The 22794-nt window shown below is 48.6% G+C and carries 21 protein-coding genes and 1 riboswitch; of the genes, 10 read left to right on the forward strand and 11 right to left on the reverse strand.

Annotation, left to right across the window (positions count from 1 at the left end; genetic code table 11):
* Positions 1-2: 2 nt before the first annotated feature.
* Positions 3-97, reverse strand: a riboswitch (TPP riboswitch).
* A gap of 27 nt (positions 98-124) precedes the next feature.
* Entirely contained in the window at positions 125-1279 is a 1155-nt protein-coding gene (locus JJU34_RS08435; protein ID WP_228691909.1) for a methionine aminotransferase, read from the reverse strand.
* Positions 1280-1423: 144 nt separating this feature from the next.
* Positions 1424-1894, reverse strand: coding sequence for a heme-binding protein (locus tag JJU34_RS08440; RefSeq protein WP_228691910.1), 471 nt, complete (start codon positions 1892-1894; stop codon positions 1424-1426).
* A gap of 95 nt (positions 1895-1989) precedes the next feature.
* Here JJU34_RS08440 and JJU34_RS08445 point away from each other — a divergent pair, with 95 nt between their 5' ends.
* A complete protein-coding gene (locus tag JJU34_RS08445; RefSeq protein ID WP_228691911.1) occupies positions 1990-2415 on the forward strand; it encodes a secondary thiamine-phosphate synthase enzyme YjbQ in 426 nt (141 codons plus the stop codon).
* Between the two features lie 110 nt (positions 2416-2525).
* On the opposite strand, the gene JJU34_RS08450 is transcribed toward JJU34_RS08445, so the two are convergent.
* The 4 genes from JJU34_RS08450 to JJU34_RS08465 all read right to left on the reverse strand — a co-directional run bounded on the left by JJU34_RS08450 (position 2526) and on the right by JJU34_RS08465 (position 8393).
* A complete protein-coding gene (locus tag JJU34_RS08450) occupies positions 2526-3842 on the reverse strand; it encodes a DUF4038 domain-containing protein (RefSeq protein WP_228691912.1) in 1317 nt (438 codons plus the stop codon).
* A 79-nt stretch (positions 3843-3921) separates the two neighbouring features.
* The gene (locus JJU34_RS08455; RefSeq protein WP_228691913.1) at positions 3922-5913 is read right to left on the reverse strand and encodes a cytochrome c biogenesis protein CcdA; all 1992 of its coding nucleotides are present in this window, start codon (positions 5911-5913) and stop codon (positions 3922-3924) included.
* A gap of 100 nt (positions 5914-6013) precedes the next feature.
* Entirely contained in the window at positions 6014-7405 is a 1392-nt protein-coding gene (locus tag JJU34_RS08460; RefSeq protein WP_228691914.1) for a dipeptidase, read from the reverse strand.
* 55 nt (positions 7406-7460) lie between these two features.
* A complete protein-coding gene (locus JJU34_RS08465; RefSeq protein ID WP_228691915.1) occupies positions 7461-8393 on the reverse strand; it encodes a hydrogen peroxide-inducible genes activator in 933 nt (310 codons plus the stop codon).
* 252 nt (positions 8394-8645) lie between these two features.
* Here JJU34_RS08465 and JJU34_RS08470 point away from each other — a divergent pair, with 252 nt between their 5' ends.
* The 5 genes from JJU34_RS08470 to JJU34_RS08490 all read left to right on the forward strand — a co-directional run bounded on the left by JJU34_RS08470 (position 8646) and on the right by JJU34_RS08490 (position 14200).
* A complete protein-coding gene (locus JJU34_RS08470) occupies positions 8646-9671 on the forward strand; it encodes a Fe(3+) ABC transporter substrate-binding protein (protein WP_228691916.1) in 1026 nt (341 codons plus the stop codon).
* A 76-nt stretch (positions 9672-9747) separates the two neighbouring features.
* A complete protein-coding gene (locus JJU34_RS08475) occupies positions 9748-11382 on the forward strand; it encodes an iron ABC transporter permease (RefSeq protein ID WP_228691917.1) in 1635 nt (544 codons plus the stop codon).
* 20 nt (positions 11383-11402) lie between these two features.
* Positions 11403-12437 (forward strand): ABC transporter ATP-binding protein, encoded by a 1035-nt coding sequence (locus JJU34_RS08480; RefSeq protein ID WP_228691918.1) that lies wholly within the window; start codon positions 11403-11405, stop codon positions 12435-12437.
* Between the two features lie 126 nt (positions 12438-12563).
* Entirely contained in the window at positions 12564-13766 is a 1203-nt protein-coding gene (locus tag JJU34_RS08485; RefSeq protein ID WP_228691919.1) for a redoxin domain-containing protein, read from the forward strand.
* Positions 13767-14035: 269 nt separating this feature from the next.
* The gene (locus JJU34_RS08490; RefSeq protein ID WP_228691920.1) at positions 14036-14200 is read left to right on the forward strand and encodes a hypothetical protein; all 165 of its coding nucleotides are present in this window, start codon (positions 14036-14038) and stop codon (positions 14198-14200) included.
* A gap of 58 nt (positions 14201-14258) precedes the next feature.
* Here the strand turns inward: JJU34_RS08490 and JJU34_RS08495 are convergent, their stop codons facing one another.
* Positions 14259-15824 (reverse strand): calcineurin-like phosphoesterase C-terminal domain-containing protein, encoded by a 1566-nt coding sequence (locus JJU34_RS08495; protein WP_228691921.1) that lies wholly within the window; start codon positions 15822-15824, stop codon positions 14259-14261.
* Between the two features lie 153 nt (positions 15825-15977).
* Here JJU34_RS08495 and JJU34_RS08500 point away from each other — a divergent pair, with 153 nt between their 5' ends.
* The 3 genes from JJU34_RS08500 to JJU34_RS08510 are packed head-to-tail and all read left to right on the forward strand — an operon-like array spanning position 15978 to position 18044.
* Positions 15978-16514: a sigma-70 family RNA polymerase sigma factor gene (locus tag JJU34_RS08500; RefSeq protein ID WP_228691922.1), complete on the forward strand. Its 537-nt coding sequence runs from the start codon at positions 15978-15980 to the stop codon at positions 16512-16514.
* Complete coding sequence (locus tag JJU34_RS08505) at positions 16511-17236, forward strand: hypothetical protein (RefSeq protein ID WP_228691923.1); 726 nt, start codon at positions 16511-16513, stop codon at positions 17234-17236. The genes JJU34_RS08500 and JJU34_RS08505 overlap by 4 nt, the downstream gene beginning before the upstream one ends.
* Positions 17237-17291: 55 nt before the next feature.
* Entirely contained in the window at positions 17292-18044 is a 753-nt protein-coding gene (locus JJU34_RS08510) for a hypothetical protein (RefSeq protein ID WP_228691924.1), read from the forward strand.
* Here JJU34_RS08510 and JJU34_RS08515 read toward each other — a convergent pair.
* The 4 genes from JJU34_RS08515 to JJU34_RS08530 form a co-directional block, all read right to left on the reverse strand.
* Positions 18041-18667 carry a Uma2 family endonuclease gene (locus JJU34_RS08515; RefSeq protein ID WP_228692057.1) on the reverse strand — a complete coding sequence of 209 codons (627 nt, stop codon included), beginning with the start codon at positions 18665-18667 and terminating at the stop codon, positions 18041-18043. The two genes, JJU34_RS08510 and JJU34_RS08515, sit on opposite strands and share 4 nt — an antisense overlap.
* Before the next feature lie 100 nt (positions 18668-18767).
* Positions 18768-20300 carry a magnesium chelatase gene (locus JJU34_RS08520; protein ID WP_228691925.1) on the reverse strand — a complete coding sequence of 511 codons (1533 nt, stop codon included), beginning with the start codon at positions 20298-20300 and terminating at the stop codon, positions 18768-18770.
* 5 nt (positions 20301-20305) lie between these two features.
* Complete coding sequence (locus JJU34_RS08525) at positions 20306-21406, reverse strand: VWA domain-containing protein (protein WP_228691926.1); 1101 nt, start codon at positions 21404-21406, stop codon at positions 20306-20308.
* 53 nt (positions 21407-21459) lie between these two features.
* Positions 21460-21942, reverse strand: coding sequence for a GNAT family N-acetyltransferase (locus JJU34_RS08530; protein WP_228691927.1), 483 nt, complete (start codon positions 21940-21942; stop codon positions 21460-21462).
* A 70-nt stretch (positions 21943-22012) separates the two neighbouring features.
* On the opposite strand from JJU34_RS08530, the gene JJU34_RS08535 reads away from it, so the two are divergent.
* Positions 22013-22786 (forward strand): type III pantothenate kinase, encoded by a 774-nt coding sequence (locus JJU34_RS08535; RefSeq protein WP_228691928.1) that lies wholly within the window; start codon positions 22013-22015, stop codon positions 22784-22786.
* Positions 22787-22794 lie beyond the last annotated feature (8 nt).

Here is a 22794-nt window from a genome sequence, read left to right on the forward strand (position 1 = left end):
ACATGGAGGCAGAAACTTTTTCCTTCGCCGGCATGACCCGTGTCAGGTTCAAAGGGTATGATCTCAGCCCCGGTTTGGGACACCCCTAAAGCTTATAATTTGAAGGATAAAGTTAACGGAAATCTTACAATTTACAAAGTATCTCCCCGGCCCTATCCAACATGTCGTCGTCTTTTGCGAAGCAAAACCGCAGCAACTTATCGTCTCTCCGGTCTTGATAAAAAACCGAAACGGGAATGGAAGCAACTTTGATTTCTTTGGTCAATCGAACGGCCAAATCATAATCGTGCTCCTCTGTGATCTTTTCGTAGGATACTATCTGAAAAAAACTACCCTTAGAGGGTTGAAACGTAAACCGGGATGCCGCTATCGCTGCGTTGAAGCGATCCCTTTTTCGTTGGTAAAAAGCTGAAAGCTCCTCGTAGTGCTCCGGGAACTTTAAAAAGTCTGCAAGCGCATATTGTAGCGGTGTCGGTGTGCTAAAAGTGATAAACTGATGGATCCTCCGAAACTCGGCCGACAGAGATTTGGGGGCCAGGCAATAACCAATCTTCCACCCCGTGACGTGGTACGTTTTACCAAAGGATCCGCACACAAAACTACGCTCCTTCAAAACCGGATGGGTCATCATGGAATGGTGCTTCTCCCCATCAAAGACGATGTGTTCATACACTTCATCGCTAACGATGTAAATCTCCCTGTCTTGGACCAAATTGGCCAATTGATCCAGATCCTGTCTACTGAAGACCGTTCCCACGGGGTTGTGCGGCGTGTTGACCATAATCGCCTTGGTTTTATCGGTGATTTTTGCCCGAACCTCCTCCCAGTCTATCTGAAAATCCGGTGCTTGTAAACGGATATACACCGGAACACCTCCGCTTAGGTCAATCGCCGGGCGGTAACTGTCGTAGGCCGGTTCAAAGAGAATCACCTCATCCCCAGGCTGAACCACGGCAGTAACGGCACAGAAAATCGCCTCAGTAGCACCGGACACGATGGTCACCTCCTCCTCGGGATGATAATCTACACCATATACCCGGGAGGTCTTTTCTGCGAGTTGCTCCTTGAGGGCGGGGACCCCACTCATCGGAGCGTACTGATTGAAGCCCCTGCGCATGTAATCGGCCACCAAATCGGTCAATTGGGGTGCACAGTCGAAACTAGGGAAGCCCTGCGATAGGTTAAGTGCTTTTTCATCGGTCGCGAGCTTGGACATCACCGTAAAAATGGTTGTGCCCGCATAGGGGAGTTTAGAGGGGATCTCTTTGTTTGTAATCATAGATAGGAGTAAATGGAAGCTGTCCCTCAGGCCAGAAGGAACCTTTTGGGACAGCATACCCTTTTGCTTAGGTATAAAACCAACATAGAACAGGTGGCCAGAGTTTAAAACAAAACCGGGCCTAGGAAGCCGAAATGGCGGTGGCTATTTGATGGCGTCTAGCCCAGCCGCGGCAATGATGCCGTCCTGAACCGAGGTGACACCACTTACTCCAATGGAGCCAATGACGTGCCCGTCCCGCATGATGGGAACTCCACCCTCTACCGGCGTCACTCCCAGCGCCAAGATGTGTACATTGCCGGCTTTTACCGATTCCTCAAAAACTTTCGTAGCTCGCTTGAACTTAACGGCGGTTTCAGCCTTTTTCTGGGCTACATCCACACTTCCTATCTGTGTTCCATCCATTCTACGCAAGGCGACCAAGTGCCCTCCTGCATCTAGGATAGCGATGACAACATTCCAGTTGTCCTGCCTTGCCCTCGCCTCAGCCGCATCGGAGATTTTCTGTGCGTCGGCCAATGACAATACGGGCACCGTTTGGGCCTGAACCGGATTGAAACCGGTGATCAACGCGAGGATCATCAGCGATCCGAGAATCATAGTTTTTCTGATCATGGGTTTTTGTGTTAGTTTGCAAAAATTTGTTCTGTTAAAGATAATTAAATTTGCGGTAACGCTGTATGTTATCGACTTGAAGTAAACAGATCTCCATGGAATTTTACCAACGCGAACTCCGATTGCCGCCTTTTCCGAGAGGCTTTCACCTGATAACCGATCAGATTGTGGATAACTTTCCCGAAATCAAAAACCTGAAGATGGGAACCCTACAGGTCTTTATCCAACATACCTCCGCCGGGCTGACGATCAATGAAAATGCAGACCCCACCGTCCGCAAAGACTTCAACCGATTCACCAACGACTTGGTACCGGAGAGCTACCCTCATTTTATCCATACCTACGAAGGCCCGGATGATATGCCTGCACACATTAAAAGCAGTATTTTTGGTTGCTCTGTACAGCTTCCCATCACAACAGGGCGATTAAACCTCGGAACTTGGCAGGGCATCTACCTCGGGGAGTTCAGGGACCATGGCGGAAGCCGCCGGCTGGTATTGTCGGCATTTGGCAAGGTCTGAGCCTCAAAGACCACTGCACCACAGGTGGTTGAACCGGTTTTTGGGTAGTTTTCCACAAAATTATCCACATCCAAAAACCGGCTTCCAAAACAAAAAGGCGAACTAGCCCCCTAAAATCCGCATTGGGAGGCAAAATCCTCTTCCATCAACAACAATACCCGATCGGGGCTTGCCGATCCGGATAGGTTGGGTCGAAAACGGTGTTTCTTCGGAGGGAGGGACTCACCAGCTTTCAGGTATGTGCCTGTTGCGGGGTCAAACCAATAAGCCTTAATTTTTTGAGCTTTTAGGGTTCCAAGCTTTGCGTCAATGGGTTTTCCCTCCGGCGTATAGACAATCGCAAAGAGACGCTTTTCATCCACCATAGCTACCCGGTATCCCCCGGTTGGCCAATTAAAGCCTCCCAAAAATGTCTGATCGGGCAGGAGTCGCTGCCATGGAAGCCGCTCGAAGAAGGACTTCATATATCCCATCTGTGCGGCTCCGGGAAGCTGCATCGCGGCTGCCCAAGAGCGATCGGCACGGTGTTGGGGTTCACGTCCTGCTGCATGCATCTGCCAAATCTCGTTGCATCCGTAGGTATGCCCCGCTGCACCGCTCAGCATGCTCCAGTAGGCCGCACGCCTGACATCGAAATCATTCAGTCGGTGCTTTTGCCATTTATTCAAAAAATTGGGAATATTTTCATAGCCCGGTTCACCGTCAATTATGGGCCGGGGAGGTATTGACCTTCGCGCCTTACGCACATATCGATATTCTTTGCAGCCCTTCATGTGCAGGGACTGAAACATATCTATCTGCAGCCATTCTTCCTTGCCATAGATCAGGCTGGAAATATGGCCACCTTTGGGATGCATGGTCATCAAGTGGAGAGCTCCCCCGGCACGAATCCCCTCCGACATCCGGCACACGACGCGGTAATCTTCCTCGTCTGCCGGCAGACGGTCTCCACCCATTACCCATACAATATTCGGCACTTCCTTGTATCGCTCTCCCAAGAATTTCCCGTACTGAAAAGCATTGTCCGGTGTGAAGATCTCTGGACCTACTCCCCAAGCCTTGTTGTACTTATCCCCCCAGGTAGGCAAAAGCCCGATGTAGATGCCCCGCTGTGCGGCCTCCTCCAAAACAAAATCCACAAAGGCAAAGTAGGGCTCATTGGGCCGGGTGGGATCCAACTCCAGTAGAGGTAAATCACCCAAGGCATTGGGCACCGTCAGACCCTCAAGTTCGGCGAGAATGACCGCTTGGATAATGGTGTAGCCTTTACTAGCCCGGTCATCGAGGTACCGGACCACCTCTTGCTTATTCAAGCGGTGAAACAATTCCCAGGCGGTATCTCCCAACCAAAAAAACGGCGCTCCCTCTGAAGTGATTAGGTGACGCTTGGTGGGAGCTATTTGTAAAAGGGGCAATTTTCGGTTCATAGCTGGAAAATTAAGGAATCAATCAGTCCCTCAAGGTAGCAAAGCCCCGAAAAAAATCCGAATCGCTTCGATCCCAACCTTACATCTTTCGCTCAAACGCCGCTTTGGCTCCGTCCAAAAACTCAATAAACCGGGTAATTGAAGTGTCGTAGGCCCTTGGTTTGGCCAATGGAACTTCCCCGTGATCCAGGATGACGTAATAAGGCTGGGCGTTGTTGTCAAAACGTGTAATCTGAAAATCCGCATTTTGCTTGCCAATGGTCTTTTTTACCTTACCGTCGTAGCTGGAAGTATACCACTGGGACTCGGGTAGCTCATACCGCTCATCGATGTACAGGGCAACGACGACAAAATCCTCCTTGAGGCGCTTAAGGACGCCGGGGTCAGACCAAACCCGTGCTTCCATTTCCCGACAATTCACACAGCCGTGACCGGTAAAGTCAATGAACAGCGGCTTGTTCTGCCGCTTTGCCGCAGCCAACGCCTGATCGTAATCGAAATATCCCTGAATCCCATGGGGAAAGTGCAGGAAATCAGCATACTTGGGCACCTCGTCGAGGCTAGCTCCGTTGGTTTCTCCTCCCTGCCTGGAATAACTTACCAAATCAAAGTCGTGGGAAGACATGGGGGGCAGGTATCCGCTAAGTCCTTTAAGTGGTGCGCCCCACATCCCTGGAATCAGGTACACCACAAATACAAAGGTGGCAATAGCCAGCATTAGCCGGGGTACCCCTAAGTACTCCAAGGGACTGTCGTGGCGCAGCCGGATCTTGCCCAGCAGGTATAGACCCATCAAGGAGAAAATGACAATCCAAATGGCCAGGTAGATCTCTCTATCCAATATGCCCCAGTGATACACCTGATCGGCAATGCTGAGGAACTTGAACGCAAGGGCAAGTTCTAAAAAGCCCAATACTACTTTCACAGAGTTTAGCCAACCACCTGACTTAGGTAGGGAGTTTAGCCACTCTGGGAAGATCGCAAATAATGTAAACGGAAGTGCAAAGGCCAGCGAAAAAGCAAACATCCCTGCAATGGGCTTGAGCAATTCCCCGCCAGCAGAGCTAATCAATATGGAGCCTACAATGGGGCCGGTGCAGCTAAAGGATACCAACACCAACGTGAAGGCCATGAAAAAAATGCCTGTTAAGCCTCCTTTGTCTGCCTTAGCATCTATTTTATTCACAAAACCAGTAGGGAGATTGATCTCGAACAGTCCTAAAAACGCAAAGGCAAAGAAAATAAATACGAGCGTAAAGAAAATATTCGGAATCCAATGGGTACTGAGCCAGTTGGCAAATTCGGGCCCTTGGATGGCAGCGACGGCGGTACCGGCAATCGTGTAGATAGCGATGATGGAGAATCCGTAAATAAATGCATTTCGAATACTGGCTACTTTGGATGTTCCCCTTCCCGTAAAAAACGTGACGGTCATGGGAATCATGGGAAACACGCAAGGAGTCAGCAATGCCGCCAATCCGGCCAAAAAGGCCACCACCATAAACCCTAGGAGGGATTGTTTTTCTTCTTCGTCCTCTGGGAGGAAGGCGGTAAAGCCACTTTCCTGATCCTCGGGACCAGCAGCCTGCAATGCAGCGGCATCAATGACAATTTCAAAGTCCTCGTCGTAACTGATACACTGATTGGTAACGTCGGAACACATCTGATACTCCACCGTTCCTTTCAATACGCCTACAGAACCTTCGATTAGCAAAGTCTGTCGGTATTCACCCTGCTTGTCGAAGTAGTTTACGTCGCCCTCCCAGACTTCGTCGTATTTTGTTTTGTGGTCAATGGCCCGCAGGGTACCCTGCAAGGTCACCTTCTCATCAGCCTCCAGTTTTAGGATGGTCAGTAGCGGCCCCAAGTCCTCGTCGAAATCGTTGGTATATACATACCAGCCATTGGGGATGCTAACCTTCAACACCAACTCCACTTCCTGGCCCGGTTCTATTTCTCCTGAAGAAAGGGAAATGTCCCAATCCGGCGGAGAAATCACCTGGGCAGAGGCTCCAACAGAAACCAATAAGGCAAAAACGATACTATAGAAATACGATGTCCAGCTTTTCATTAACTATACTTTCAGACCTTTTTAACTATATAGTAAGAAGGGTGGGCGGTCATTAGTTCCCCCCACCCCATTTTTCACCACTTATGTAACATTGGTCACATTAGCCCTTGGGGTGCATTCTTGCAAAATGTTGGAAAAACAATGCGATGGTTTCGATACCCATGAAATAGTTTTTTACTCCATAATGCTCATTGGGGGAGTGAATGGCGTCGGTGTCCAGACCAAAACCCATAAGGATGGGGTCCAGTCCCAAAGCCTGCTGAAAGAGACTGGTGATCGGTATAGAGCCCCCTTCCCGGGTAGGGATTGCCTGCTTGCCAAAAGCCTCCTGAATGGCTGCTTCTGCCGCATGGTATCCCACGGAGTCGGTGGGTACTACGGCGGCCTGCCCTCCATGATGGGGAACTACCTTCACCTTTACAGACGCAGGCGCGATGGCCTTCAAATGCTCCTCAAACAGGCGGGCAATCTCTTTGTGATCCTGATTGGGCACTAACCGCATGGATATCTTGGCATAGGCCTTGGAAGGCAACACCGTTTTAGCCCCCTCTCCGGTGTAGCCACCCCAAATCCCGTTCACGTCGAGAGTAGGTCGGATACCAACACGTTCTATGGTGGTATAGCCCTTTTCTCCCCAAACCTCTTCGATGGCCAACTTACGCTTGTAGTCGTTTTCATCAAAAGGGGCTTTGTTTAGTTGCTCCCTGTAGGCCGCAGTGTATGTCTCCACTCGGTCGTAGAATCCGGGGATGGTGATCCGGTTTTCCTCGTCGTGCAGCGAAGCGATCATTTTACACAAGGTATTGATGGGATTTGCCACAGCCCCGCCATAGGTTCCGCTGTGCAGGTCCCGGTTAGGTCCAGTCACCTCCACCTGCATATAAGCAAGACCCCGTAGGCCCACAGTCACCGAGGGCGTATCCATGGATAGCATGCTGGTGTCGGAAATCAATACCACGTCGGCTTGAAGTTTCTCTTTGTTTTGCTGTACGAATAGGTCTAGATTCTCCGAACCCACTTCTTCCTCTCCTTCGATCATAAACTTTACGTTGCAGGCCAGCTTACCCGATGCGAGCATGGCCTCAAAGGCCTTTACGTGCATGTAAAACTGTCCTTTATCGTCGGCCGAACCCCTGGCATAGATGGCGCCGTCCGGATGTTCTTCGGTTTGCTTGATAACCGGCTCAAACGGCGGTGAATCCCACAGTTCATACGGATCGGCTGGCTGAACATCGTAGTGTCCGTACACCAATACGGTGGGCGCAGAAGGATCGATGACTTTCTCACCGTACACGATCGGATAGCCAGCAGTTGGGCATATTTCCGCATGGTCTACTCCGGCCTTTTCCAAAGAGGCTTTTACAAATTCGGCGGCACGAAATACGTCCTCTTTGAACTTGGGGTCAGCACTTACGGAGGGAATCCGCAAGAGGTCGAGGAGTTCATTCAAAAATCGATCTTTATGGGAGGCAATAAACGCATTTACAGACATATCATTGGAGTTGTTAAGACTCCAAAAATACGGCATTTTGGCCAAAAGCAACGGTTTATCTGAATTTTACCACTTTGCCGTGGCTCTTGGAGGTCATGTGCTGGGGTATGGCTCCGGCGATTTCATGATACAACAGTTCCACCTGCTTTTTTTTCAGGTAATTTCTGGTCAGCACCAAACTAACTTCCCTGACCGGCTGCTCTCCTTCGAAGGGGCGTACACGGGTTTTTTCTTCTTCCGAAAGGCCCAAAGTCGCCAACTCGGGCAGGAGTGTGATGCCGTCGTATTTGTTGACCAGATTTTTCAACCCCTCCAAAGAACCACTTTCGTATTGGAAATTCATGCGCTGAAATTTGGAGGGCTCACATAGCGATAGTACTTGATCCCTAAAACAATGCCCCTGCTGCAACACCCAAAGATCTTCACCGAGGATATCCGCAATCCGCACCTTTTCCTTACGCAACTGAAGATGATTTACCGAGAGGTAAGCATAGAATTTCTCGTAAAAAATGGGTTTCTCCAAAATACCCGATTCCCCCAACGGAGTGACCACAATCCCGATATCAAGCTCGTCACTTTTCAGCCGTTTGAGAATATCTTCAGTCACCAATTCCTGCACCTGAAGCTTCACGTTGGGATACTTCCGGATAAAACCTTTGATAAACAGCGGCAAAAGGTAAGGTGCCAGCGTTGGGATAATTCCCAGCTTTAACAGCCCTCCCACTTCGCCCTTCAGCTGTGCGACCGTCTCATAAATGGCCTTGCTCTCTGCCACCACCCGCCTGGCTTGTGCGATCAGGATCTCTCCGGTTTCTGTAGGTATGACCGGCATTTTGGACCGGTCAAAAAATATCACACCCAGCTCCTTTTCCAGCTTGCTCACCTGTGCGCTTAGGGTAGGTTGGGTGACAAAGCAGGCCTCGGCTGCTTGGCCAAAATGTCGGTACCTGTCTACAGCTATGATGTATTCTAACTGCTGAATGGTCATGGATTAGCTTCGTTTTAACAACGGATTAGATCCCTTGCGTATTACCAAAACAAAGGTACAATTGTTTTTTCTTTTTATTTAGATTTGATTTAAATAATGATTAATTTTGACCCGTAATTTGACCTGGAATGAAATCGGGCGGCGAAAAAGCACTACACAATAAGGCAGTCGCCTTTCCGGTTAGTAGTACACAGGCACATGCCAGCCATCACTTCAGGACAAATTAGGTAAGCTAACAACATTAATCAACCAATGAAGAAACTGATTCAAACCATTCTATTTGCAGGGTTAGTAGGGACGTTCTTTTCCTGCGGTGAAAGTAGCGAAGAGATTGTAAACGTCTACACCCACCGCCATTACGAGGCTGACCAGCAGTTGTTCGATAAATTTTCCGAACAGACTGGCATCAAAGTGAATGTAGTCAGCGCAAGTGCCGATGAGCTGATCCAAAAACTGGAACTGGAAGGCAAGGGTTCACCCGCAGACGTCCTAATTACGGTGGATGCGGGACGACTACACCGTGCACAGGAGAAAGAGCTGCTTCAGGCAATCGATTCCGAAGTTTTGAACGCAAACATCCCTGCAAAATACCGGGAGGCTAGCGGACATTGGTTTGGGCTTACCTACCGGGCCAGAATCTTGGCTTACCACAAAGACCGGGTAGATCCTGCCGAACTGGAAAGCTACGAAAGTCTGACAGACGAAAAATGGAAAGGTAGGGTATTGACCCGCTCCTCCGAAAACATCTACAATCAATCCCTGCTGGCGTCCATCATCGCGGCACATGGGGAAGCTACAGCGCAGGAGTGGGCAGGCAACCTGCTGGCAAACATGGCCCGAAGCCCAAAGGGCTCGGATCGGGATCAGGTAAAGGCAGTAGCCGCCGGTGAGGGAGATGTGGCGATTGTAAATAGCTACTATATCGGCATTATGTTAAACGATTCCAATCCGGAGGAAGTCAAAGCCGCTGAACAAGTTGGTATCTTCTTTCCAAACCAAGCCGACCGGGGCACCCACATCAATATTTCCGGAGCGGGCGTAACCCGATACGCACCAAACCGGGAAAATGCGATCAAATTACTTGAGTTTCTAAGCGGCGAAGAATCGCAGCGCTTCTTGGCAAACATCAATTACGAATACCCGGTAAACGAAAAAGTAGACAAATCTCCGCTGTTAAAGTCATGGGGAGATTTTAAATCCGATGATATCAACCTTGCCCTGCTGGGGCAAAATAACCGCAGCGCTGTCATGATCTTCGATCAAGTCGGCTGGAAATAAATCAAGTAAAACCCAATTAAAGAATCCGGGACGGGATACTCCCTGTCCCGGGTCCTCTTAAACACCCAAAAATATCTTGCAGACGTACCGACAAAACTATTATTGGTGGAATTATTGGATTCTGGGATCCATCCTAATCCTGCTACTAATAGCCACCCCGCTGCTGACTATCTTTGTCAAGATATTTGAGCCACCCGGGAGTACCTGGTCACACCTGTCCGAAACCCTGCTGTTTGGATACTTTGCCAATACCCTCTTGATTTTGGTAGGCGTTGCCTGCTGCACATTTTTGTTAGGCGTAAGTTGTGCCTGGATCCTCACCAATTACCAGTTTCCCGGAAGGAGGTACTTCGAATGGCTGTTGATCCTTCCCTTGGGATTCCCAGGCTACATCATGGCCTACACCTATGTGGGGCTGCTGGATTATTCCGGCCCCATACAGACCTTTCTTCGCAACACCTTAGACATTCATGTCACCGGCAGCCTACTAGACCTGATGAATATTCCCGGTGCGATTTTCATCCTTTCCATTACGCTGTTTCCGTACGTTTTCCTGCTGACCCGGGCTTCTTTTCTACAGCAATCCAAAACCCTTCAGGAGGCCTCTTACCTGTTGGGAAAAGGCAACTTTCACACGTTTATCCGGGTAGCCTTGCCTATGGCGCGTCCGGCCATCGTAGGCGGTATCGCCTTGGCCTCCATGGAAGTACTCAACGACTACGGCACCGTCAAATATTTTGGCGTGAACACCTTTACTACCGGGATATTTCGGGCTTGGTTTTCGATGGGCGATGCCTCCACGGCCATCTACTTGGCGGCAATTCTTATGACCATGGTATTTGTCATCCTCTTTGTGGAAAGCCTGCAACGGGGAAACCGAAGGTACGCACAGGGAAATGGGATGAGCAAGCCTTTGGTACGGCTACAGGCCAAAGGATTTCAAAAATGGGCGTTTATGTCCATCTGCTCACTGGTATTTATGGTCAGTTTTTTCATCCCCCTGATGCAGATCATACACTGGGTATACCTTACCCATGCCAAGGTGATGGATTGGAACTTTCTACTGTTGGTGTTTCGAAGCTTCAGCCTGGCGACCGGTGCTGGTATGATCATCGCCATACTCTCGGTGATCCTCCTGTATAGCCTGCGGCTGAGCCCCTTTAAGTGGCTGAAAAATATCACCCGCATCTCTACCTTAGGCTATGCGATCCCCGGGGCGGTGATCGCGGTAGGTATCATGATCCCTCTCATCGCCATGGACCATTGGATCATCGACCAACTGTCGTCCAGCCGCACCGGTCTGGTGATTTCAGGAACCCTTTTCGCATTGGTCTTTGCTTATGTGGTCCGTTTTATGGCAGTAGGGTACAACCCGATTGATTCCGGATTCCAGAAGATCGGCATTCATGTCAACGAAGCCAGTAGGTTATTGGGCAAGGGGACGGGAAAAACGCTCTGGAAAGTGGATCTTCCCTTGATCAAAACCAGCCTGGTTAGTGGCATATTACTAGTCTTTGTGGATGTTTTAAAAGAATTACCCTTAACTTTGATCCTTCGTCCGTTCAACTATCATACCTTGGCAACCAAAGCCTTTGATATGGCTACCAACGAAATGATAGCAGAATCGGCAAATGCTTCACTGATCATCATCTTGACGGGAATTGTTCCCATCATTTTTCTTAACAGGCTGATCAGAAGCAAAAATTTATAAGGAAAAGAGGGCTATTCTGAATGACCATATTAGAGCTTCATCGCGTTCATAAGAAATATTTACAAACCGATCAGTTCGCTGTAAACGACGTCTCGTTCCAGGTAAGAAAAGGAGAGATCGTGTCGTTGGTTGGAGAAAGTGGATCCGGAAAGACGACTTTGCTCCGCTTGATAGCCGGTCTGGAACATCCCGATAGCGGATACATCTCCCTGGAGGGCCAAAAAATCGTGGAGGGAAAAAAGTCTGTGCCTGCCAACAAACGTAACGTAGGCATGGTATTTCAGGACTACGCACTTTTTCCCCACTTATCACTGCTGGACAATGTGAAGTTCGGATTGAAAGGCAAGGTGCCAGATCCCGACAAACTCGCAAAGGATACCCTTGCTCTGGTCGGGCTTACCGAAAACTTCAAGAAATACCCCCATCAGCTTTCCGGTGGTCAGCAACAACGCGTAGCCTTAGCTAGGGCGATCGCCCCTAGTCCTACCATTCTGTTGATGGACGAACCCTTCAGCAACCTAGACACCATTCTAAAAGACCAAGTGCGGGAAGAGATCCGGCAGATCATCAAAAATACCGGTGTGACGGCCATCTTTGTAACGCACGACACCCGGGATGCCTTATCCACTTCCGACCGGGTCGCCATCCTGCACAAGGGGTACCTTCAGCAGATCGATACTCCCAGAAACCTGTACGAATTTCCGGTAAATGGGTATGTGGCCAATTTTTTTGGAAAACGAAACGAGTTGCTGGCTACCCCTACCAAGGAGGGCTTTTACTCAGGTTTTGGGTTCATCCCCGACGAACGCTCCAAACTATTCAATAGCCAAGTCCGCTTATGCTTTCGACCGGAAAATGTTCGTGTGGAGAAAGACGAAAATCAATCCATGTCAGGGCGGTTGGTGAAAAGCACCTATTTTGGCGACCACCAACTCCTGAAAATCCAAGACGAAGAGGGAAAAACGATCAAGGCCCGCACGCATACCAACCGAATCTACGAAACCAATGCGGTTATCTTTTTTACAGTCAAACAGTTTCAGGTAGAGGAAATCTGAGAAGTCCTTTCCTTTGCAGGTAGTAGGGAGACTGGGTTCCTACTGCTCCTTTTCCAAGCCTGGGTCTTTATTTTGTCAAAATATCTACCTATATTCAATCATCTAACCCATTAACCCAAGGGCCAAATGACTAATAAGTTCCGATACCATGCTGTCGCTGGATCACTGATGGCGCTTATGCTGGCTATACAAGCCTGTAACCCAAACCGACCACAAGATATCTCAACGACAGGCTCTCAAACCTTTGAGCCAAATCCCAAAGTGGTGGCCGAAAAACCCATCGCCACGCTAAAGCCTGGAGACCAAGCACCGGATTTTGACCTACCGGGCATCGATGGCAGAAACTATACCCTGGCCGACTTTGACGGTGACGTACTGGTCATCAACTTCACCTGCAACCATTGCCCTACCGCACAGGCCTACGAGGAGCGGTTCAACAAGCTGGTAGCCGACTATAGCTCCAAAGGAGTGGACTTTCTTGCCATTTCTCCCAACAGCCCCATCGCTGTACTTCCAGAGGAACTGGGCTACACGGACCTGAACGATGACTTCGAGGCCATGAAAATCCGGGCAAAAGATATGGACTACCGCTTCCCTTACCTTTACGATGGGGACGAGCACCATTTTTCTACCCTATACGGACCCACCGCTACCCCACACGTCTTTGTCTTTGACAAAAACCGAAAGCTTACCTACCAAGGCAGGATAGACGCCTCCGAAAAACCGGGAACGGGACAATCCGAGGATTTGAAGTTTGCCATTGAACAAACGCTGGCCGGCAGTACGCTTCCTGCAGACCGGGCCATTACGCCTGCCTTTGGCTGCTCTATCAAATGGGCCTGGAAAAACGAATGGACCATCAAGGTAAACGAAGACTGGAAAAAGAAAGAGGTAACATTGGAAAGGCTGACACTGGATGGCCTGAGCAAGCTGCTTGAAAACCCCAGCGACAATCTGCTGTTGGTCAACTTTTGGGCTACTTGGTGCGGTCCTTGTATCGTGGAATACCCAGAATTTATTGAAATTCAGCGCATGTACGGAGACCGGGACTTTGAATTTGCCTCGGTGAGTCTGGACAATCCCGATTCCTTTGACAAAGCGTTGAAATTCCTCAAAAACAAGTACTCCGCGACAAATAATTACCTGGTTGACAACGATGATAAGTATGCCATTATCGATGTGGTAAAGAATGACTGGGACGGCAGCCTGCCCTTGACGCTGCTGATTGAACCCGGCGGAACGGTGTATGAACGCATTCCCGGCACCATCGACCCGCTGGATCTCAGGCGGAAGATTGTAGACCACCCTATGATGGGGAGGTACTATTGATTTTGTGAAATCGCTACAGTCCTATTGGAATAAGTAAAAAGATCTTACTTCCACACATCCGAGTCAGGCATGTCCCTCCTTCGGCCTAGGGCATTGCAGCGAGGGGTGGCCAGAATTTCTTTTGAAGCAGGTAAAAAAATCCTGACTGAAATATTTTTTCAGTCAGGACAGGTAAATTTGTCAAGAATAATTCATCGGCAAGGGATGATTCACAAAGAATTACTGGATTCATTCCCTCCTAATTGGCGTAAGTTAAAACCTATAAGAAAATGGCAAAAATGAACAAGCTGCTGGTATCTCTATGCACGATGCTTCTCTCCCTTTCTGTCGTCTTGGTCTTGATTGGAGAGATATCTCTAATCCTATTCGGTTTTGTGGCCCTTTCTTTCACTTTTTCGGCGATACATTTTTATAGAAATTCGGTAAACGCCTGACCCATTTCTGGTAGCAGTTTTCCATTGTGCCTATGCAAGACCAAAAAGACTTTCCTACTCACCTCACCCTAAATATCCGCTTACCAGACCATTCCTGACCAAACATATCGGTGGTCCTGACCTCCAGGTAGTGGGTGCCGGGCGCTAGGCCTTCGGGTAATTTGGCCGACCATATATGAAAGGAGTTTCGGGGAAGATCCATCTTCCAGCCCAAGGCCTCATCCGCGCGTTCACCTCCCGACAGTCGCAGGTCCAAAAAGGGACTTAAGCTGTGCATCCATGCATTGTAGGGATCCGGCATGGGAGTAAAATCCATGGGAAGCCATTCTTTCTGACCCGAAACCCGCATTTCGACGGTAGATCGCTGTGAGCCCGAAAAGACGTTGACCACCACCTCCGAATCGGTCAACTTATCGGCGGGAATGTCATCTGCCAAGTAGATATTCATTTGGTAATCCGCCGGGCGACGGGCAGCCTTGAAACGCAGGGCGTACTCTGAACCGTCGATGTGTAAAAAGGTATAGCCATTTGGTGCCCCGTCGTTCATGGTAGCGTGGGGTATGCCTGTCTCATCCTTTAGCCCGCACCACCAACTGCCGCTGACCGTGGCATTGATAAAATGGTGGTGGGGTGTATCTCCCTGCCAGCCCATCTCTTCATCCACAAACACATGGTTCATCGTGTGGGTATGGCCTGAGATGGAAAGGGAATGCGGAAACTGCTCCAGGACCCGGTAAATGGCCTCCCTTCCCTGCGTACGTATCAGCGGGGCATGCTGTATAAATACCACCAATCTATCTTTAGGGATTTCGGCCAGGAAATTGCCCACAAAGGCCAACTGTCGATCAGTAAAGGAAGAGGTGTACTTTCCGTCCTCTGCATAGTGGATATCCCGCACCACGACAAATACGGCCTTTCCATACTCAAAGGCATAGGTGCTGGGGCCAAAAACGCGCTTAAAGGTACCATCCCGATCCTCGTCATTGGTCACATCCCGGTTATGGTCGTGGTTGCCGAATACGTAATACCAAGGGATACCAATCTGGGCAATGGACTGGCTCACCTCCGTAAATAGCGCCGAATCGTCGGCAACTATATCTCCCAACGTGATACCAAAAGCCGCGTCTGTCCCTATGCACTCCTCCACTACGTCGTGGCTGACGTAATTGACTTCTTTGAGACCCCTAGCCTGCGGGTCCCCAAAGAGCAGCACCTGGAAGGAATCGCTTTCCTCCTGCTGCACGAGTGCGAAGTTTACCTCTTGGGGTAAGGGACCACTGGCTGCAACCCCGGGAACCTCGGTGGATGGTGAACCTGAGGGCATATGCCAGTAATAGTATTGCGGGAGTTTGTCTGCATTGTGGGGAACTGCATAGCCGCTGGGTTTGATGGCAAACAGCTCTCCTGTGGCCTGCAAAGAAAGCTCGTAAAAACCCTGGTCATCGGATCGCACGACCCTTTCTCCATTGGATATCAGCACACCGGAAATACCCGGTTCATTTGCTTCACGAATACCATTGCCGTTAAGATCGTGGTATACATAGCCCTTAGCTGTATCCTGTGCCAAGCCCGGCAAGGCAAAACCAGCAAGCATCAAAATTGCCGAAAAGCAGTTAATTTGCATAGAAATCTCTGTTGAAGTGTCATAGTAATACCTAGCAAATGCGGCTAAAAGACTACCCGACGATAAAAATTTTCCAATTAGATAGGGCAAGGCATAACTTTTCTTTCAACGGTTTCCAACCTTTGAACGCATAATAGACTCTTTAATCTGAATATGGCAAAAGACTACTCTAACGAAAACGAACTGGTTAAAGCGTGTATTGAACAGGATACACATGCCCAGTTTGCCCTTTTCGAGAAATACAAGGTGGCCATGTTCAATCTGATCTTTAGAATATGTAACGACTACGATAGTTCCAACGATCAATTGCAAGAAGGCTTTATTGAAGTCTTTAAAAACATCAAAAACTTCCGTCGGGAATCAACGCTAGGTGCATGGATCAAACGGATCATGATACGAAAAGTATTGAAAGAACTCCGTTCTGCATACCGTTTTGAGGAATTGGATGAACAAATCCAATCAAATGATTTGATGATCGACCAGTGGATAGACGCCGAAATGCTGGATTTGGCAATCAGAAGACTCCCGGAATCCTGCAGAACGGTTTTTGTTTTGTATGAAATTGAAGGTTACTCCCACAGGGAGATTGCCCAAATGTTAAAGGTAAGTGAAGGCACCTCTAAATCGCAGCTACATTATGCAAAGAAATGCCTACAAAAAAGTCTTAGCAAAAATTATTACTTCAAATGAAGGACCCTAAAAACATTCCATGGCAAAACCTCCTGCCGAAGCACCTTCCGGATGAAAAGAATTGGGAACGCATATTGGAGACCAGGTCCATGCAAAAGCAAATCTCTCTTCTAAAAGAGAAGTTGCCCATGCATCAACCCAAAGAGGGCCTTTGGTTAGGAATTCAAAAAGAACTTGTGCGAAAAAAACGATTCGTAGCATTTGTCCGAATATCGGCTGCCGCACTGTTGATATTCGGGATTTGGGGAATCGGATGGCTTTCAAATCGGAAGACTTCCAACTGGGAGGATTTTCTGGTAACTCAACTTTCCAGCGACCAAACTATTGCCCCAATGCCCCTTACGCGTCAATTGGTCTCGCCAGACCCCAGGCAATCTTTGACGCAACAAAATGACGTGAAACCCGTGCCCGTTCCCGACAAAACACCTAAGGCCTTGGAATTGCACTTAGAAATTGAAATTCCAAATATAAGTTTTGACAGCATAAAGTTGGAAGAACCCAAAACAGTGGTACCTGAAAACAGGAAGGAACCCTTGTTTGGAAGTAAGAAAACCGTAATAGTCCAGTGGGATGAACCCATTCGGAAGGTAAAAATTGAAGGATTTGAAATCGAACTGTCTGAAAAGGAACTGTCGGCTATCCAAGAATTTGAGAACAGAAAAAAAGGCAAACTCAGCATTCAAGTAAATTCAATAACCGCACGGCTTTATGAAAAATACTAGTAGGAACCATTTATTCGTACCTAAGGGGATTGTTCAACAACAAAAAACATATCTAATGAAGAAACTACTTACTCTTGTCCTCCTATGTACCACAACACAAATTACACACGCACAAATCAAAAGTAACACGCCCAACTATATAAATGCATTCAAGCGTTTTGTAGAGTATAACCCCCAGTACTTTAGCGACACGCTGGAGTTCATTCTTCCAAATGCGGCAACAGTAATGGTATATTTTAATCCACAGGACTTTCAGTCAGATGTGATCGAGAGTAAAATGTCCGAATCACTCAAACATGCGGTTAAAATATCAGACAACGAAGTCAGAAACTACTACCTGAATCCAAATTTTTGGGAGAGCCAATTGGACTATGTTACCAATGATATAAACCAAAAGTATGCTGTGCATAAAGTCGGGTACACGTTGGGTATACCCGTTGGTTTAGATTTCGTGGGGGGCAGACTCGCTCCCGAGATGGGTCTTCGAATAGTGGCTGGCTTGAAGAAGTTCGGTGTAGGGGCCTCCATTACAAATACGAACTTCTTTACTGAAAAACCTGAAGGAGGGGTGATCGTTCACCATAACCCTTTCATCAATGCGGAATTTGATATAAATCCATACAAAAGAGCCAAAAGCACTATTCAAGCAGGTTACTTGCTAAAAAGCGCTGGTCCCATATTCTCGGACAATACATTCAGAATTGCCTATCGATCCCATGTTAGAGGGAATATCCAACTAAACGCTGGCCTAATTTTTACTGAGAATGCCAAAACGATTATTCCCACGGTCGGCATACGGTTCTTTTAAACCAAACCCTCAAATACCTCCGTCAAGGAGATCTCAAACCCACTTACAGCCCTTGAGGCCACTACGTCACCAACGGTAAAAAGTCTGGATGGCACATACTTCCCCTGTTCCAGAAAGTAGACCAGCAGGGTTTGCTCGTTGGGGTGGATGATCCAGTATTCCTTCACCCCGGACTCCTCGTATACCTCGTATTTGTTCCGTAGTTCCTTTCGGTTGTTTCCGGGAGAAAGTATTTCCACAATCAGATCCGGTGCTCCCACACAACCTAGCTCGTCCAATTTACCCCTGTCGCAGACTACACAGATATCCGGCTGCACCACCGTGTCTATATCTTCATGCTTTCTGGACCGGACTGGCAGGCGCACATCAAAGGGCGCTCCATAGACCATGCAGGGATGTCCTGACAGGTAGTTATGCAATTTGGAGAACACATTTCCAAATACTTCTTGGTGGACTCTGCGGGGTGCGGCCGCAGCACGAAAAACCTTTCCCTTGATCAATTCTACCATTTCCTCCATTTCCCAGGAAAGGTAATCGGCATACGAATACGTACCGTACTCGGTAAAGGGTTCCTTTGCCACCGACGGGGAGTCCTCCTTTCGGTTTCCTTCGACCGTATCCATGGACTTAAATGGATCTTTTTGATTCATAACACCAATATAGTCAACTCATTGACAATATCAAAGTCGCGCAAAACGAGTGCTGGAAGAAACCACTCTTTCGTCAATTGAAACCCTCCTCGTCCTCGTCTTCTTCCATATCTCCTCCAGCACCCATGTCAAACATGCTGCTGAAAAGGTCCTTAAACTGCATCCCGGTATCCACCAGTTTTTTGCTCAGTTGGCTATACTCGGCCAAGCCGTGGAGCGCAAATTCCATGAAAAACTCTTTTTCCCGTTCCGGCAATTGCTTGACATTATCCGTCACCACTTTCTCCAAACCGGGCACGCCCTGAAGGGCTGTTTTGTATTCCTTGTCAGAGTCTGTGGCCAAAAGATCCAGCGTATTTCCTTCTCCAAACCAGGATAAGGGAAGCACATAGGGGTTTCCTTCCTTGGCTTTCTTTATTTGCTCGGGTGAGGGAAAATAGGACACAAAAAGGGATCTGATGGCCTTGCCGATCAGGTTATACGCCACTAGGCCGGCACCCTCTTGCTCCCCTTCGTATACCAACTCCACCTTGCCGGTGATAGCGGGAATCACGCCAATCAAATCCACGATGCGAACCACGGTATCTGTTTCTCCGTTTCGGTAAAGCCTACGCTCCGCCGTGGAAATCAAATTTTCGTAAGCAGATATGGTCAGTCGAGCAGACACCCCACTTTTCTCATCTACAAATTCACTACTACGCGCTTCGACTGCAATCTGTTCTATGAGATCCTTCATCAACTCGGGCACGTGGATGCGATCCATAGGTCGGTGACTCAGGCGCGCTTCCTGTTCCGTAATTTTCCGACCGATCGCGATGGTCTTTGGATAATGGGTAATGATCTGACTTTCAATTCTGTCTTTCAGTGGTGTCACGATACTGCCCCGGTTGGTATAGTCCTCCGGGTTGGCAGTAAATACAAATTGTATATCCAAGGGCAACCGGAGCTTAAATCCCCGGATCTGTATATCCCCTTCCTGAAGGATGTTAAAAAGGGCTACCTGGATCCTTGCCTGTAAGTCGGGCAGTTCGTTGATCACAAAAATGGACCGATGAGATCTGGGCACCAACCCAAAGTGGATGACACGCTCTTCGTTGTAAGACAGCTTCAGGGTAGCAGCTTTGATGGGGTCTACGTCTCCGATCAAATCTGCAACGGAAACGTCCGGAGTGGCAAGCTTCTCCGTATAGCGATCGCTTCTGTGCCACCAAGTAATGGGGGTATCTTCTCCTTTTTCACGAATTAGCTGCTTTGCTTGGGTGGACAAGGGCTGTAGGGGGTCGTCGTTTAACTCTGCACCGGCCACCACCGGTACGTACTCGTCCAAAAGATGCGTCATCATGCGGGCAATTCGGGTTTTGGCCTGTCCACGAAGCCCCAAAAGGTTGATGTTGTGCTTGGAAAGAATCGCACGTTCGATATCCGGAATTACCGTGTCTTCGTATCCCCAAATCCCTTCAAAGACATTCTCTTGGCGTTTGATTTTCTCTATCAGGTTGTTGCGAAGCTCATCTTTGATGCTTTTTGGGGTATATCCGGCAGCCTTTAGCTGACCCAAATTCTTAATATGTAACAATTCCTTGCTGGACAATTGGCTGTATTCCATGCTGTTTAAAAACGTTTGGTTCTGTTTCTGCGGTAATCTTCGAAAATCAAGTGGCCCAACCCCTTTAGGCTACTGTAGTAGGCATTACCGTTATTTACGGTGGTGAATTCCTTTACAAACTCCTTGAGGTAGGGGTCGGAAGCAATCATAAAGGTGGTGACGGGAATCTTTAGTCGACGGCACTGCGCCGCCAATTTCAACGTTTCTTTGAGAATCTTGCTGTCTATGCCAAAGGCATTTTTATAGTACTTAATCCCGACTTTGAGGCAAGTCGGTTTGCCGTCCGTGATCATAAATATTTGCTTGTTGGGGTTCTTTCGGCGCCGTAGCAAATCCATGGCCAGTTCCAGCCCGGCCACCGTGTTGGTATGGTAGGGACCCACTTGTAAGTAAGGCAGGTCTTTGATTTCGATTTGCCAGGCGTCGTTGCCAAAAACTATCACATCCAGGGTATCCTTGGGATAGCGCGTTTTGATCAACTCGGCCAGGGCCATTGCTACTTTCTTTGCAGGCGTGATCCGATCCTCACCATACAGGATCATGGAGTGGGAAATGTCAATCATCAGGACCGTAGAGGTCTGGGTCTTGACCTCCTTGTCCACCACTTCCAGATCATCCTCGGTAAGGAGGAAATCACCGGAAAAACCGTGATTAACCTGTGCGTTGCGGAGGGAATCGGTCAGGGCGATTTGATCCAAATTATCTCCAAACTGAAAAGGACGCCGATCAGAACCTGCTTCCTCGCCGGGCCCGGTGTGGGTAGTCTTGTGGTTGCCTGACCTTCCTTTTTTGAGCTTGCCAAAGATTTCCTCTAAGGCACTGCGCCGAATCGTCTGCTCCGACTTTCCGGTAATTTTGAATTCTCCCTTGCCGCTTTTTTCCTCCAGGTATCCCTTACTCTTCAAGTCTTCGATAAAATCACCTATGCCATACCCCGGTCGGGTGAGGCCATACCGATTGTCCAGATTGGTCAACCAGCTCAATGCTTCGGAAACGTCTCCACCGGTCATAGTGGCCAACTGCAGAAAAACATCCAGCAGCTGATCGAAGGTGTTTTTCTCGGGATCCTTTTCGGGTACAAATTTGGTAAATCTAAATCCCTTCATATCCCCTATAACACGATTCGCTGCAAATGGGTTTAAGCGGATGGAAAAAGGATTTACATATTGTCCAACATCTTTTGGATATCTGCTGCCTGTAAATGGCAGTTGATCCATCCCTCATCAAATTCGCTGTCATATTTCTTGTAGAAGTTAATAGCGGGTTCGTTCCAGTCGAGCACCTGCCACATCATGCCGGTACAGTTATCTTCCATGCATTGCTGCATCACCTTTTCGAATAGTAGCTTCCCGGCACCCTTACCCCGCTCCGATTCGGTCACAATATAGTCCTCCAGGTAAAGACGCCTGCCCTTCCAGGTACTGTATCGGTAGTAATAGATGGCTGTGCCAATGATTTTTCCGGTATCGGCCTTTTCGGCCACAAAAAACCCATAGACCGGATGCTTACCAAAGCCGTCTTCCTCCATCATGGCGATGGAATTGGTTACCTGCTCGGGGGCTTTTTCGTACAATGCCAGCTCTTTAATCAACTCAAAAACAGCCGGAATATCGCTTTTTTCTCCTTTTCTGATTGTATACATAGCGTCAAATTAGCAAAAAAGCCCTAATTAAGGGAACACTTTTTTATCTTTGAGCCAAATTCCTACCCATATGTTTCTTTCCATAGACGCGGGAAATTCCAATATTGTCATCAGCTTTTACGACGCCTCCTCCAAGGCTTGGACCAAGGAGTTCCGCATGGACACCAAAGCAAATCTGAGCGAACTGGAGCTGGATCAGCGCTTTGGGCTATATTTGCTGGAAAACGACGTAACCGCAGAAGCCATTGACATGGTCGGCATCAGTTCGGTGGTCCCGGAGATCAACCGAACGCTGGAAAGCTTCAGCAGAAATTTTCTGCGCAAGGATGCATACCTGATCACAGGAAGAAGCTACGACCGGCTGCCGGTCCGAACCGAAAAGCCAGATGAAATAGGGGCCGACTTGATGTGTAACGTGATGGCTGCCTACACCCGCTACCAGTCAGCCTGTGTGGTGGTAGACTTTGGGACCGCCCTTACTTTTACGGTAATTAACGCAGGTGGAGAAGTCCTGGGAGTGAATATCGTTCCCGGCATCAAAACGGCCATCAAATCCCTCTTTGCCAACACGGCCAAGCTACCAGAAGTACGGCTGGAGGTACCCCCTTCGGCCATTGGCAAAGACACCATTCACTCTATTCAAGCGGGTATCATCTACGGATATGTAGGGCTGGTTAACGGCATGCTGGACGCGATTTTTGAAGAGGTGGGGGAGACACTGCCTGTAATTGCGACGGGTGGGCTATCCCACCTTCTTCCAAGACTGGAATCCCGCTTTGACCATATCGACCGCCACTTGACTGTGGAAGGAATCCGCCTGATCACGGAGGTGAACAATACCTAAGGAAAGAT

This window comes from Lunatimonas sp. (assembly GCF_020832325.1).
In the GTDB taxonomy this organism is placed as follows: domain Bacteria; phylum Bacteroidota; class Bacteroidia; order Cytophagales; family Cyclobacteriaceae; genus Lunatimonas.

What these genes read in the sequence shown, in the direction of transcription:
- JJU34_RS08485 (WP_228691919.1), top strand. Translation starts at nt 12,564, where the DNA reads ATGACTAATAAGTTCCGATACCATGCTGTCGCTGGATCACTGATGGCG.
- JJU34_RS08455 (WP_228691913.1), bottom strand. Translation starts at nt 5,913, where the DNA reads ATGAAAAGCTGGACATCGTATTTCTATAGTATCGTTTTTGCCTTATTG.
- JJU34_RS08505 (WP_228691923.1), top strand. Translation starts at nt 16,511, where the DNA reads ATGAAGGACCCTAAAAACATTCCATGGCAAAACCTCCTGCCGAAGCAC.
- JJU34_RS08445 (WP_228691911.1), top strand. Translation starts at nt 1,990, where the DNA reads ATGGAATTTTACCAACGCGAACTCCGATTGCCGCCTTTTCCGAGAGGC.
- JJU34_RS08500 (WP_228691922.1), top strand. Translation starts at nt 15,978, where the DNA reads ATGGCAAAAGACTACTCTAACGAAAACGAACTGGTTAAAGCGTGTATT.
- JJU34_RS08520 (WP_228691925.1), bottom strand. Translation starts at nt 20,300, where the DNA reads ATGGAATACAGCCAATTGTCCAGCAAGGAATTGTTACATATTAAGAAT.
- JJU34_RS08490 (WP_228691920.1), top strand. Translation starts at nt 14,036, where the DNA reads ATGGCAAAAATGAACAAGCTGCTGGTATCTCTATGCACGATGCTTCTC.
- JJU34_RS08450 (WP_228691912.1), bottom strand. Translation starts at nt 3,842, where the DNA reads ATGAACCGAAAATTGCCCCTTTTACAAATAGCTCCCACCAAGCGTCAC.
- JJU34_RS08515 (WP_228692057.1), bottom strand. Translation starts at nt 18,667, where the DNA reads ATGGATACGGTCGAAGGAAACCGAAAGGAGGACTCCCCGTCGGTGGCA.
- JJU34_RS08525 (WP_228691926.1), bottom strand. Translation starts at nt 21,406, where the DNA reads ATGAAGGGATTTAGATTTACCAAATTTGTACCCGAAAAGGATCCCGAG.
- JJU34_RS08510 (WP_228691924.1), top strand. Translation starts at nt 17,292, where the DNA reads ATGAAGAAACTACTTACTCTTGTCCTCCTATGTACCACAACACAAATT.
- JJU34_RS08495 (WP_228691921.1), bottom strand. Translation starts at nt 15,824, where the DNA reads ATGCAAATTAACTGCTTTTCGGCAATTTTGATGCTTGCTGGTTTTGCC.
- JJU34_RS08535 (WP_228691928.1), top strand. Translation starts at nt 22,013, where the DNA reads ATGTTTCTTTCCATAGACGCGGGAAATTCCAATATTGTCATCAGCTTT.
- JJU34_RS08460 (WP_228691914.1), bottom strand. Translation starts at nt 7,405, where the DNA reads ATGTCTGTAAATGCGTTTATTGCCTCCCATAAAGATCGATTTTTGAAT.
- JJU34_RS08480 (WP_228691918.1), top strand. Translation starts at nt 11,403, where the DNA reads ATGACCATATTAGAGCTTCATCGCGTTCATAAGAAATATTTACAAACC.
- JJU34_RS08435 (WP_228691909.1), bottom strand. Translation starts at nt 1,279, where the DNA reads ATGATTACAAACAAAGAGATCCCCTCTAAACTCCCCTATGCGGGCACA.
- JJU34_RS08440 (WP_228691910.1), bottom strand. Translation starts at nt 1,894, where the DNA reads ATGATCAGAAAAACTATGATTCTCGGATCGCTGATGATCCTCGCGTTG.
- JJU34_RS08465 (WP_228691915.1), bottom strand. Translation starts at nt 8,393, where the DNA reads ATGACCATTCAGCAGTTAGAATACATCATAGCTGTAGACAGGTACCGA.
- JJU34_RS08470 (WP_228691916.1), top strand. Translation starts at nt 8,646, where the DNA reads ATGAAGAAACTGATTCAAACCATTCTATTTGCAGGGTTAGTAGGGACG.
- JJU34_RS08530 (WP_228691927.1), bottom strand. Translation starts at nt 21,942, where the DNA reads ATGTATACAATCAGAAAAGGAGAAAAAAGCGATATTCCGGCTGTTTTT.